Origin of the sequence: uncultured Chitinophaga sp., from assembly GCF_937874145.1 — a bacterium.
GTDB lineage: Bacteria > Bacteroidota > Bacteroidia > Chitinophagales > Chitinophagaceae > Chitinophaga.
On the sequence record NZ_CALNBI010000304.1, the window covers coordinates 1 to 13,657 of the forward strand.

A 13,657-nucleotide genomic window follows, 5' to 3' on the forward strand; every position below is an offset into this window, starting at 1 on the left:
GCCGAATCCCATCACAGAGGTTCCTGCCATGGCCCAATCGAGCGGGAAGCCGTCGGGTGTGCCGGAAATGAAGAGCGCGACATGATTGTCTTTCCGTTCCGTAATGGCCACCGGTTGCGGCATCATGGCGCTCGGCAGTATCAGCGGCTGTTCGGGGATGCGCTGGTATTGGAACATGGGCGGCAACAGGATGTTGGATACGTTTTGTTGCGCCTCACCCTGGAATGCGGTGACCACAAGGCTGTAATACGCTGGTTTATCCGCCGTGAACTGCAGATCGAGCCGGCAGTGGCGGTGCCCGGGCCGGAGGGTCCATTCGCCGGTAATCGCCTGGCCGTCCGCCGACTGGTAGCGCACCTGCAACTTTCCTTTTTCCACCTGCGTTACCGAAATGGCATGAAATGCCGTTAGTGTTCCGGAAAGAAACGGGTTCATCAGGTTGGCAGGCTCCATGATCGTATAAGTCTTGCCTTTGCAGGTGAAAGTGCTGTATCCTTTGGAGCCGTTCCACCCGGGGAAGAAGCCGCCGAAGGTGATTTGGGGGTTGACGGCGCTGAGGAGCATCACGCGGTGTTCTTCCAGCGAACCGGGCAGGTATTCCCAGCTGCCGTTGCGTTTTACCGCCGTGCGGGCGGCAAAGTGTTCGCCTTTCCGCCATTCCAGTTTCAGGAATTCGTTTTCGAGGCTGGCCGCCACCGGGGCGCTTGCAGGAACCTGCACCACCGGCAACACCGGCTGCGCGGCGGGCGTGGGCGTGATCGTTTCGTGCGGGGTTTTGTAGCGGGATGGCGTGGTGCCTTCCGGCCGGATGTTCTCCGATGTCAGGAACAGCGCATCTACCCTGGCGAAATTCCCGCGGCTGTCGCGCAGCTGCACAACGTTTTCGCCGGGCGCCAGTTGAACGACGCCCGCCTGCTCCCAGTGATAACCTTCCTTGCCGTGGCGGCCGCATTCATTTTCCAGCGGCACGTCGTTCAGCATCACCTGGAACAGGCGCGTACCCGGACGGTCATGCGGATAATCGATCGTGCGGGCCCAGACGGTATAAGAACCCGGCTCGGCGATTTTGATGACGGTCAATGCGTCGGCGGCTTTCACTTGTCCGGATACCACGCGCAACACCTGGTGGTTGGAGACGCCTCCGCCGGGTGGCTTCTCCACGATCCAACCGCCCCGGATGCGGAAATCTTCCGCTTCGAGGAAATAACTGCGCTGCGCTTTCGCGGATGCAAAAACGCCTGCGCATAACATCATACTTATCAGGAACGACTTCATGTCGGGCAATAAAATTTAGTGAAAAGATGGCCCATCCGGGCATACCGGTATCTCCGGCCGGAAGCCGCTACAGCGTTCAGCTGATTTCTCTACTTCCGTAAACTGATCTCCACGACCTGTATGCCATACGGCGCAATCTGCACCGGGTAGCTGTTCTTCGCCGCCACAGGCTTATCCGTCAACCTGCTGAAATCAACTTTTGCGGTCGTGCTCATCGGCTGATCGTCGTTATTGAGCAGTATCAGGAAGAGTTGTTTCCCGTTTGTGCTGAGGGCGCAGTAATAATCGAGGTAAGGATTATCGCATTGTATCAACCCCTGCCGCAGCATCAGGTTCGCAGGTTTGCCGTTCACCTTTCCCGGCGCGAAGCCGTAGGATTGATGCGGCCCTACTTTCGGTGTGATAAACCCTCTCGGGAAAACCACCTTCCCGCCCGAGCGCATCTCCGCTTCAGCCAGCAGGTAATCCGTGATCCAACCGATCTGCCACCAGGCATGATGCGGGTACGGGCCCGCGCCTTTGTTCATCACATCCCAATAATAAGAAGCTACGCCCGTGGCATCATCCACGAAAGCATCGCGCCCCAGCGCGGCGGCCCTGGCCATATGGAGGAATAGTGAATCTTTGGTGAGTGCGAACATCCGCACGAACATCCCGGCATGACTGGCCAGCAGGATCGGGCCGCGATAATTGGCGCTGCCGAAAGTGCCGCCATGCTCGAAGCTCAGGCCCGCCTGGCTGATTTCCCAATCTTTTCTTTCCACGCCATTTACCCATTTTGTTTTGCCGTTGGGAATGGGATGGGTGAAGATGGAAGTGGTGTACATTTTAGCGGTTTTGATCGCCGCATCGCGGTATTTTTCTTCCTTCGTCACTTCATACAGCTCCAGCAATGCCTGGGCGCTTTGGGCGGTGGCAAAGTCAGGCGCGAAACGCGTGTCGCCGCAAACACCCAGGAACCTGCCGGAATCCACGGCGTGGCGAACGAACCAGTCCGCGCCCTTCCGTGCGGCTTCCAGGTATCGGGATTGGCGTAATATTTTATAAGCGATGAGCAAGCCGTAGAAAGTTGGCCGGAGATCTTCCACTTCGCGGAATATGGGCGCCTGTGTGGCCTGGTCGTAAGCCACCTGCCAGCGGCCCTGTTCGTCCATCCAGCCCAGGAGGCGTTCGGCTGCGGCGGCTACTTCCTTTTTCATGGCGGCATCGCCCGGGTTGAACAGCAGGATGTTGCCCGCATCCATCAACACGTAGTAAGTAGTGCCGATGGGCTCCACGTAAGGCCCCCACTCTTCGGTGAAGCGCTTGCTTTTGGAGAGGTAGTATTGCCCGGCCGCGGCGCCATGGAAAAACCCGGGCGCTACGGTTTGTTGCTGCAGTTTGAAATTACGGGCATAGGGAAGACGTGTTTCCTTCAGCACAGGATCGTTCATGATGCCGGCGAGCATCCACATGGCGCCGTAATCGGAATTCTTCATGGCGTCTTTTTCCGAGCCGTGCACCCCGCCGAGATAGGCCTGCGCGCCGATCTTCATGCTATTGAAATCTTCGGTGCGCCACAGCGAGGTAGAATCGTTGGTGACGTAGCGGTGCATTGCCAGGATGCGGTCTGTCAGCGAGCGTTTGGTGCTTTTCAGCGCCAGGAAGTCCGGGAACCGGTAAATATCGTTGACGGCGTGTTTGTAAACCTGGTACCAATCCGCGTCCTGCAGGGTGTAGCGGAAGGAGAATTCGGCGGTTTGTCCGCGTTGGAGATACGACCCCTCTTCCCCGAGAACCGGGTGATAGAGCGTGGGCGTCAGCTCGCCTTTTCGGTTCATGAGCGACAGGCCCAGGCGCCACACAGTTTGTGTTTTTGTCTTATCGGCCCAGGGATCGCGGGCGGTGCCGGGCGCCGCGGTAACGGCGAGCGTAACGCGGTTCTTGCCTTCGATGAAAGGCGAAAGCGTGGATGCGGCCCGGTCGCGGACGATCAGCGGCTTATCGGGAATGCCCTGCATATACACCGCCGATTTGATGAAATCCTTCTCCACGGCGTTGCTTTGATAATACCCCGGGATCCCGGCCCAGGCGAAACCGTTCTGCGGCCAGGTGGCCAGCGTGGGCGTGGCGATGGAGAAGTATCCATCGGTTTTGGCGGTCAGTTGTATGGTCACGGTTACATCCGTGGGGAAAGCGGGGTCCGTTTGCCAGAGGGCGCGCATCGATGCGCGGGCGTTCTCCGATGCAAAAGCCTGCCCCTTCCCTTCCGCTTTTACGCCGGAAGGATAGAAGTGCAGCGCTTCCCCGGCGGTATTGAGTTGCACGGGGCCCGTCAGTTCTTTCCACAACGGGATGACGTATCGGTAAATGCTTTCCGGGAAATTGATCATATTGCCCGCGGCATCCAGCACCGGCTGCGGCTCTTTCGGGGGTTGCGCGGCCGAAAACAGCAGCGTGTATTCCCCGCCGGCATGCGGCAGGTCCATCCAGCTGCCGTTGCGTTTGACGGACAGCTTTTGCAGGGCATAACCCTTAGCGGACTGGGTCCAGCCCAGGCGAAGGGCGCTGCTTTCCAGCGACACGCGCTCCTGCGCGGCGGCGCTTCCGGCCGTCAGGCCGCACAATGCGCATATGATCGGGAATTTTATTTTCATGACGCAGAATTCTTCATGGACGCCCTCAGCGGAATCAGGGCGAGTAACAGGATAATCGTGGCGATCACCGCTACCAGCGTAGCGCTTCCCGCCGCAAAGAAGCAAAGGATATACAGTAAAACAGCGATGAACGCCAGTGAGAAAGATATCACCTTCAACCCGAAAATATTCTGCTGCCGGATAGCGGCCGCTTCTTCGGGATCTGTAATTTTCGTTCCCACCTTGCGCTGCGCCCGCACCTGCTGCAAATGCAGGTATTCAGCACTTTCCCCGCCCTTCCACCTGGCGTACAATTCAAAAGCCAGCAGCATGAGGAACGGCAAACCGACGCCCACCAGCATTTCATCGGCACGGTTCAGCCGGATACCGGAAGTGAGGGGCAGGATGATCTTAAACAGCAGGTTAGCCGCGAGGCTCAGCCCGGTGATGTACATCGTGGCCTTTCCCGTAAGCCTGCGGGAGAACAAGGCCCAGATCGGCGGCGCCAGCAACGGTCCGCCGGTAATGGCCGCGATGCTCAGCGTAAATTCCACGATACCGCCGATGTAGGGAACGATCAGCGCCACGGCGATCATCCCCAAACCAAAAAACCACGACGACAACCGCGCCACATACATCAACCGGTTATCCGAAGCGGCGGGATTGATACGCCCCTTGTAGATGTCATTCGTAAATACGGCGGACACCACGTTCAGCGCAGTATTGGCGGAAGCGGAGGTAGAAAAATACATCCCGGTGAGGATGAGGCCCATCAAACCTGCCGGCAATACGTGCTTGCAGACCATCAGGTACGCATTTTCCGTGTCGGCGCCCTGCAGCGAGGGATCGATCAGTTTGTACAACATGGGCGGCAGCATCCATAATACCGGGCTGATGATATACAGCGCCGCGAAGAGGTACGCCACTTTCGAAGCGGAACGCGGTGTATCCACGCTGGTGTAGCGCTGCACGAACGTCCAGTTGCCGCCGATGTAGAAGATGTGGTATAATGCAAAAGCAAAAATGAAACCCCAGGTATATTCGCCATTCACGACATCGAAAAAACCCTCGGGCGAGAAATTCAAAAATCTATCCACGCCCCCCGCGGCATCAAACGCCAGGGGAATAATGATCAATACAGCGGCCGTCAGGATAACGAATTGCAGGATATCGGTCACCATCACCGCCCACAACCCGCCCACGGCGGTATACGCGATCATGAGCAAACCCAGCACCACCGTGCTCGGCATGAGCGGAAAGCCCAGCGAGGAGCTCACCAGCCGCGCCACCGAATACAGCACCGATCCCTTGATGAGCAACGACACCGCCATGAAAATGTAGATGTACGATTGCTGCACGCCCACGCCCAGCCGCTCCCGGATGAACTCCGCGGCGGTCAGGTTGCCGGTGGCTTTCCATTTGGGCGCGAGGTACAGGCCGGTTACGAGGCCGCCGATGCACATGGTCCACTGGATCGTGACCGCCACCCAGCCGTACTTGTAAGCGATGGAGCCCCAGGCCACGAAGGTGCCGGCGGAGAAAAAGCTCATAAAAAGCGAAAGGCCGCCGATGAACCAGGGCACCGCTTCCCCCGCCGCGAAAAACGACTTCAGGTTGCGGCCCGTCCGGGAGAACGAAAAGCCCACCAGCATGATGAATACCGAGAAAACTACAATTACCGATGTATCGATCGCTACGTTCATGATCCTGCTTAAGGTGTAATGGTTAAAGTGATTTCGCGCGTCAGGCGCTTTTCGCCGTTGTAACGCACCGCCGAGGCCTCGAACACCACTTTGTAAGTGCCGGGCTTCGCGTATACGTAACTATGGCCGTCGAGGCGGGTGCTGATGTTTTTCAATGCCGTGCCCACATCCGGCGCGATCTGCCAGGGATTGAAGCCCCGGGAGATCACCCAGTCTTCGTTATCTTCCGCAGCCGCATTGGCATTGGCCATCAGCAACTGCGCCGAAGTGATCGTCCAGGAAGTGGCCGTATTCTTAAAGTCTACTTTCTGCCAGCCACCGGTGCTCATCACGGCCAGGGGCGTCACCACCCCGTCGTCCGACACGTTGTTGGCACTGAAGGTACGCACCACCCAGCTATTCTGCCCCTGCGGTTTTTTATAATCCGTGTAGCGGAAGGCTACGTACACCAGTGCGGAGTCCTTTACCGGACGGGTGAATTCCTTCAGGCTCACGATCCCGGAGGGCGTCTGGTCCACGCCGGTAGAAAATACGGCGCGGTCGGTAATGTCGGTCCAGGTGGCCGCGGATACGTCTTCCGTAGTGCCTTTGCCGTTGAAATCGTTGGAAACCATAAGTTGCAGGTTGGGATAAATCAGCCCGAACCGCACCCAGGTATTAAAGTTGATCTGCAGATCGTTGGCGGCGTCTGTCCTTTTACGGAATTCGTAATTATGACCGGGTTCACCGGAATAGAACGTGATATTGTCAGGATTGCCCTGGAAGCTGAACCGTACGGTATCGCCTGCTTTATAGGTCATGGAGGCGGTTTGCACTTCGAATCCGGGCATCTCCACGTTATCTTTCTGGCAGGCTGCCAGCGCCATGGCGGCGGCGAGTGTATATAAAAGCTTGCGCATGATTTACCAGTTCGGGTTTTGAATGATGAGATGGTTGACCGTGATCTCTGTGTTCGGGATGGGGAACACCAGGTTCCTCTCCGTCACGTTTTTCGCTGCATTGCCGGCGTATCGCCAGGCCGAAGGTGCGGTAAGGGTGATTTCCGCGGTAAGGGAGCGCATTTTGTCGAGGTACAGGCCCCAGCGCATGAGGTCGTGCTTGCGCATGCCTTCGAACGCCAGCTCCCGGGCGCGCTCATCCTGCAGAAAAGTCCGGAAAACGTCCTTACCCATTCCCGCGGGTGCATCCGCGGTGGCATCTGCTGTTCCCAGTGGTTTGCCGTAACCTCTTCTGCGCACCTGGTTAAGGGCCTCGTATGCCGCGGCATTCGGACCGTTCACCTCATTTTCCGCTTCCGCCTTCATCAGCAGCACATCCGCATACCGGATAACGGGGAAATTGGTGGAATTGTAGGTCCTGTTCTTAGGCGTCGCCGTTTCATACTCGCGGCGCCATTTGCCGATGGTGCGTTCATACACCTGGGCGTCCGTGTAATTGGATTTGGACGTCACTCCGTTCGATATCACGTATTTGTAGGGAGCAATCGCCCAGTCGCGGCGGAGATCGCCGGCTTCGTACATTTCGAACATCCGCGCCGTGGGATGGATTCCCCCGCCGCTGTAACCGATTTTGTCGTCCGGGCACTCCAGCCCGTTTTCAATCCCCACCGCGCCGGCCAGCTGCGAGCTGCCGAGCTGGTTGCCGAACATGCCCACTTCCCACAGGCACTCCTGCAGGTCGTATTTATCCTGGGAATGATTGATGAATATCTGTTTGTAATCGGGATTGAGGGAATGGCGGCCCGAAGCGATCACGGAATCCGCGTAATCCAGCGCATCCTTATACCTGGCCGTCTCCTTCAGCGGCTCGCCCGCCATCGTGAGGTACACCCGCGCAAGGATCGCCTGCACGGCGGTTTTCGTAACGGTTTCGTTGTAGGAATAATTGCTGATATCGCTCACCAGCCCTTCCGCCTCTTTCATATCTTTTACGATCTGCGCATACACCTCCTTCACGGTGGAACGCGCCAGGTAATTGTCGGTCGGGGATTTGGTGGACACCAGTTTCAGCGGAACGCCGCCAAAATTATCCACCAGCAAAAAGAAATAATACGCCCGGAGGAACAACGCTTCACCACGGATCATATTCCTGCGGTTCTCATCCATCACCGGCTTATTCACATTCTCCAGCAACAAATTCGCCCGGTCGATCCCCTGGTAGCACGTTTCCCAGAAACGGCCCACGTCGAGCTGGCCCGCGTCGAATTCCATAACCTTGATATTATTGATGGTGATGTTCTTGTAAAAGGATTCGTCGCTGATAGATAAATAGCTGAAGAGCCCCCGGGAATACATCCGCCCGAAATTGTCGATCAGCCGGTTGTAAACGCCATTCAGCGCACGGCGCAAATCGGCTTCTGTATTGTAATAATTATCCGGCGTCACGAAATCTTCCGGTTCCGTTTCCAGGAACTTCTTGCAGCCGCCCACTAACCCGGCCGCGAGCAATAAACATATGAGGATGCGATGCTTCATCTGCATAAATTTTTCAGTCATTAAAAAGTAAGATCCAGGCCCAAAGTAAGCGTGCGCGCCTTGGGATAGGCAGACCAGTCGAAGCCCGGCGTCAGCGCCGAATGGCGTACCGACACCTCGGGATCAAGACCCGTGTAGTTGGTCCAGGTGTACAGGTTCTGCGCCGCGGCATATACGCGAAGTGACTTGATATGCGCCCTGCGGAGCACGGCGGGCGGAATGGTATACCCCAGGGCCACGGTCTTCAGCCGCAGGTACGAGCCGTCTTCGATCGTGCGGGAAGAGTACACCTGCGGGCCCTGTCCGCCCACGCGGTACAGCTCGTTGGTCTGGTTCTCCGGCGTCCAGCGGTTTTCGAACGACTTGAACATGTTGAGGTAATTCCTCACCACGTCGCCGCCCTCGAACTCGATGCGGTTGGCGTTGAGGATGTCGTTCCCGTAGCTCCACTGGAAAAATACGTTCAGGTCAAACCCGCCATAGGCGAAGTTGTTGGAGAAACCGCCCGTATGTTTCGGATTGGGATTGCCGATGATGGTGAGGTCGTTGTTATCCACCTGCCCGTCGCCGTTGATATCCTTGTATTTTATATGCCCGGGCGTGATGTTGGCGCGCGGCATGGTGTTGTTCGGCACGTCGGTCCTCAGCACGTAGGAACCATTCGGCAGCTTGTTGAAATCGCTGTACTGGTACACCCCGTCGAACAGGAACCCGTAAAACAGCGCGATCGGTTTGCCCGGAATGGCGATGTAAGGGAACGCATTGTTGAAGTTGCCCCAGGTGATGCGCGACTGGTAGCTGGGCTCGCCTTCGTTCAGCTGCACTACTTTGTTGCGGTTGAAGGAGATGTTGAAATTGGACGTCCAGCTGAATTTCTTGCTTTGGACGTTGGTCGTATTCAGCGTGAATTCAAAACCCTGGTTCGACACTTCCCCCACATTGCGGATCCCGCTCAGGTAACCAGTGGAACCGGGCAGCGTGGCCTGCAGCAGCAGGTCGCGGGTGTTCTTTTTATAATAATCCGCCGTCAGCGCAACGCGGTTGTTGAAGAAACCCAGGTCTACCCCGACGTCCGTTTGCCCCGTGGTTTCCCACTTCAGGTTTTTGTTGCCGAGGTTATTGGGAATTATGCCCGCTTCCATGTTATTGCCATAAGAATAACCGGAGTAAATGAACATCTGCAGGGACTGGTAGTAGGCGAAATCCCCAACGCGGTTATTGCCCGTCATGCCGTACCCCAACCGCACCTTGGCGTCTGAAATCCAGTTGATGTCTTTCATGAAAGGCTCATCACTGATCCTCCACGCGAAGGCGCCCGAGGGGAAACCGGCCCATTTATTGCCCGCCGCAAACTTGGAAGAGCCGTCTTTGCGGAACGACACGGTAAACAGGTACCGCGAGTTGTAGGTGTAATTTACGCGCCCGAGTAAGGAAGCCAGCGCGCTGCTGGTTTTCTCGCTGGGCGAGGTGGAAACGATGCCTTCGTCGAGCCCGCTCATGCCCAGCGCTTCGTTGGGCACCTGCGTGGAAACGAAACCGTGGCGGTAAGACCGGATTTTTTGCACGGTGGCGCCTACAACCACGTTCAGGCTGTGCTTCTTGTTGAAAGTGCGCACATAGCTGAGGGTATTTTCGTTGAGGAGGTTGGTGATCTCGGTATTGTCGAGCGAACCGTTCACGCCCTGCGCACTGCTTTTCGGATTGCCGAGGCGGGTCTGCGAATTGTTGAATATTTCGCGGCGGATATTGATTTTGGTCATTCCGCCGGTGATCCGCAGTGTGAAATACTTCAACGGCTTGATCTCAACATATGCGTTCGAGATGAACGTATTGTTGAAAGCGGGATTGTATTCGTTGCGGGTGGAGATGATCGGGTTGATGCGCCATTCGCTCAACGGGTCCACATCGGGATCGAAGGGCTCTTCGAGCAGGGAGCCGTCGCTTTCGTCATCGCCCGTTACCGGCCGGAAGCCCCACACGCTGTACATGAGGCTGGCCGTGGGCCCGGAAGCCGGGCCGCTCACCGTGCTGTTGGCGAAAACCCCGAAAGTTTTGGTGCCGGTATAGTTCAGGTTGATGCCGGCTTTTACTTTATCGGAGATGGTCTGGTCGATAACGGCGCGGCCCTGGTAGCGGCGGAAACCGCTGTTGATGATAATCCCGTCCTGCGAGAAGACGTTCCCGGATATGGAATACCTTGTTTTGTCGGTTCCGCCGCGCAGGGATATGTTATGATTTTGCCCCAGGGCATCGCGGAACACCTGGTCCTGCCAGTTGATGCCTTTTACGTTGCGGTAATCTTCCAGTGTTTTGCCATCTTTCAGGTAGATGGGGGTATAGAGCGTGGGGTTCATTTCCAGCTGGTATTTGACGAACTCGTAGGGGTCCATCATTTTCTGCTGGCGGATGTTCTGCATCATGCCCACCCAGGTCTGATAATTCACGACGGGCGCGCCGATCTTGCCTTTTTTGGTGGTGATCATGATGACGCCGTTGGCGCCGCGGGCGCCGTAGATCGCTGTGGCCGACGCATCTTTCAACACTTCGATCGATTCGATTTCCGCGGGATTGATGACGTTGTTGTCGGGGCTTTCCATGGGGAAACCGTCGATCACGTACAGCGGCGAGTTATCCTGCGTTACGGAGTTGTTGCCGCGGATAACGATCTGCATGCCCTGGCCTGGCTGCCCGTCGGCCGCCGAAACCTGCACCCCTGCCACCCTTCCGGCCAGCGCCTGTTCGAAGCTGGCAACGGGCGCTTTCTGGAGGTCGCCCATTTTCACTTCGCCTACGGACCCTGTGAGGTCTTTGCGCTTTACGGTGCCGTATCCGATCACCACTACATCGTTCAATCCTTTCACGGACGGTTCGAGTTTGGTGTTATAAACCGTGGCCGTGGGCGCGAGCCGGGCTTCTTTGGTGTGGAAACCGACGAAGGAAAACACCAGCACCGCTTCGGCGGATTGCGGGATGCGGATGGAATAGACGCCTTCGTCATTGGTCATGGCATTTGTTGTACCGCCTTTGAGGACAATCGTGACCCCGGGGAGCGGCTCCCCTCCCATGTCTGTGATCTTCCCGGTGATGGTGCGCGGCTGGCCCTGGGAAGGCTGTGTTTGTGCATAGGTAGTCCGGATAAGCACCGTACACATCAACAGCAGTAAAATGATCTTTGCATTCATAAAAACCAACGTGTTTTAGTGTGAACTATGCGTACTGTGCGGTAAAAACGGAACATTCAGTAAACGTGGCATAAGCCGGCGCCGGAAAGCCGACGGTAAGCAACCCCTTTTTCATACGTGTGAATTTAGTTGAACACCAAAGATTACAACTAACAACTATTCCGCGAACAAAAAAATGACTTTTCCAAATTGGGAACATTCCCAATTTGCGGGAATGTTCCCACGAATGGAAATAATTTGTTTCTTAGCAGCATGAAAAGGCACCAGGTAACCATTATCGATATCGCGAAGGAGCTCAACCTGTCCAAATCCACTGTTTCCAGGGCGTTGACGGGCCACAAGAGCGTAAAACCGGAAACAAGGCAAGCCGTGCTGGAACTGGCCGAAAAGCTGGACTACCAGCGGAATATGCTTGCGATCAGCCTCATTACCAAAAAAACAAATACGATCGGCATCATCGTCCCCGAGTTCAAAAGCTCCTACTTTCCCACCGCCATCATCGGCGCGCAGGAAGTGGCCAGCAAAGCCGGTTACACGACGGTCATCTGCCAGTCCGACGAGCGCTACGAAACCGAAGTGGCCAACACGCGCGTGATGCTGGCCAACCAGGTCGACGGCGTCCTGGTTTCCATTACCAAGGAAACATTGAACTACGATCATCTGAAGATCTTCCAGCGCAAAGGGATCCCCATCGTCTTCTTCAACCGCGTGTGCGACGAAATGGAAGTTCCCAAAGTGATCGTGGACGATTACGACGGCGCGTACCGGGCCGTCAATTACCTGATCGAATCGGGCCGCAAGCGCATCGCCCATCTGGCCGGCCCTTTTTCCCTCAAGATCAGCGAAAAACGCATCAACGGCTACAAAGCCGCGCTGCGCAAGCATAATGTGCCCTACGACGAGGAGCTGCTCATCTCCTACGACCTCAACATCGAAAAGGTAAAGATCTACGTCACCCACCTGCTCAACCTCGACAATCCGCCCGACGCCATCTTCGCCGTCAACGATCCCACCGCCATCGAAACCATCCAGGTGATCCGCAAGCGCGGGCTGCGCGTGCCGGAAGACATCGCCGTTGTCGGGTTCAGCAACGATTTCGTGTCGGGCCTCATCGACCCGCCGCTCACCACCGTTTCCCAACCCGTCCGTGAAATCGGCAGGACCGCCGCCCAGCTGCTGATCGACCAGATCAACCGCGAAGTGGCCGACTGGAAAACGATCATCAAAGTCTTGAAAACGGAACTGGTCGTCCGCAAATCTTCCTGACCGGCCCGCCGAAACCACTTGCCCGGGAACGGCAAAACCAATATATTTAACAGCAAAGCAACATCCCTCCGGGGGATTTCCCGGGAAATCGCCGCATCTTGCCGGCATTAAACTATCCACGCATTACCATGAAACGCATGCTCGCCGCCTTATTCCTGATTGTTTCCTTTTCAGCCGCCAACGCGCAAAGCTCCCGGGCCGACAGTATCCTGAAAGATCTCCGCCGCCATCCCGAATACGTGCTCGTGGCCGCCCACCGCGCCGCGCACGCCGATTTCCCGGAAAACTCGCTGGCCTCCATCGAAGAAGCCATCCGCCTGCAGGTGGATGGCGGCGTGAAGATCGACAACATCGGCCTGCAGGCGGATATTGCAGAGCTGGACGTGCAACGCACGAAAGACGGGATTTTCGTGCTCATGCACGACCGCACCATCACCCGCACCACCGGCCAGCAGGGCTCCGTGGCCGATTACACGCTCGCGCAACTGCAGCAATTCCCGCTCCTGCACAACGGCCAGCCCACCCGGCACCGGATCCCTACGTTCAAAGACGCGCTGCTGGCAGCAAAAGGCAGGATCCTCGTGGATGTGGACTTTAAAGTGGACGGCATCGACGCCGCCAAAGACGCCTACCTCCTCATCCAGCAGACCGGTATGATGCCGTACGTGCTCTTTTTCCTGTACGACCACCCGGACGCCAAAACCCTGCTCGCGCACAACGCCTTCATCCCCATCCTGCCCCGCGTGCGGAATGCCGCCGCCACCAGGGAAACGCTGGGCTACGGCCTTTTCCCCGCATTGCACCTCGACGAAACCTTCTACAGCAAAGAGATTGCCGAAGAAGTCCGCGCCACGGGCGCGCGCGTCTGGATGAACGCGCTCGGGACATTCGATAAAGAAGAAAAAGAAAAGCCCGGGACCGGGTTCGACCGATTCTTCGCCAGCTTCCCGCTCACCGGCATCGTGCAAACAGACCTTCCGGGGGAGCTCGTTGCCTACCTGCAGAAGAAAGGCAAACACCGTTAATCGCTTTCGGAGAAGAACCCGCCGGGGATAACTACGGGAAAATATCTTACATTCGTCAAGATAAAGGCAGCCCCTGTCCCCGCATACCATGGATTATGTTAAAAAACTGGTATTCTT

The 13,657-nt window shown here is 56.7% G+C and carries 7 protein-coding genes and 1 pseudogene; 2 read left to right on the top strand and 6 right to left on the bottom strand.

The annotated features are described in order from the left end of the window. The 6 genes and pseudogenes from Q0510_RS14900 to Q0510_RS14925 form a co-directional block, all read right to left on the bottom strand. Nucleotides 1-1,254: pseudogene (locus Q0510_RS14900) on the bottom strand (hypothetical protein); the annotation flags it as partial. 110 nt (nt 1,255-1,364) lie between these two features. Next, on the bottom strand, nt 1,365-3,911 hold the full coding sequence (locus Q0510_RS14905) for a glycerophosphoryl diester phosphodiesterase (RefSeq protein ID WP_298713343.1): 2,547 nt from the start codon (nt 3,909-3,911) through the stop codon (nt 1,365-1,367). Then, on the bottom strand, nt 3,908-5,593 hold the full coding sequence (locus Q0510_RS14910; RefSeq protein WP_298713346.1) for a sodium:solute symporter family protein: 1,686 nt from the start codon (nt 5,591-5,593) through the stop codon (nt 3,908-3,910). Before Q0510_RS14910 ends, Q0510_RS14905 begins: the two co-directional genes overlap by 4 nt. A gap of 8 nt (nt 5,594-5,601) precedes the next feature. Continuing rightward, the gene (locus tag Q0510_RS14915; RefSeq protein WP_298713349.1) at nt 5,602-6,492 is read right to left on the bottom strand and encodes a DUF5017 domain-containing protein; all 891 of its coding nucleotides are present in this window, start codon (nt 6,490-6,492) and stop codon (nt 5,602-5,604) included. Nucleotides 6,493-6,495: 3 nt separating this feature from the next. Next, nucleotides 6,496-8,067, bottom strand: coding sequence for a RagB/SusD family nutrient uptake outer membrane protein (locus tag Q0510_RS14920; protein ID WP_298713352.1), 1,572 nt, complete (start codon nt 8,065-8,067; stop codon nt 6,496-6,498). A gap of 20 nt (nt 8,068-8,087) precedes the next feature. Continuing rightward, nucleotides 8,088-11,249, bottom strand: coding sequence for a TonB-dependent receptor (locus Q0510_RS14925; protein ID WP_298713354.1), 3,162 nt, complete (start codon nt 11,247-11,249; stop codon nt 8,088-8,090). A 252-nt stretch (nt 11,250-11,501) separates the two neighbouring features. Between Q0510_RS14925 and Q0510_RS14930 the strand changes: the two genes are divergently transcribed. Continuing rightward, nucleotides 11,502-12,515, top strand: a complete 1,014-nt coding sequence (locus Q0510_RS14930) for a LacI family DNA-binding transcriptional regulator (protein WP_298713357.1) — start codon at nt 11,502-11,504, stop codon at nt 12,513-12,515. A 128-nt stretch (nt 12,516-12,643) separates the two neighbouring features. Further along, nucleotides 12,644-13,540 carry a glycerophosphodiester phosphodiesterase family protein gene (locus tag Q0510_RS14935; RefSeq protein WP_298713360.1) on the top strand — a complete coding sequence of 299 codons (897 nt, stop codon included), beginning with the start codon at nt 12,644-12,646 and terminating at the stop codon, nt 13,538-13,540. Nucleotides 13,541-13,657 lie beyond the last annotated feature (117 nt).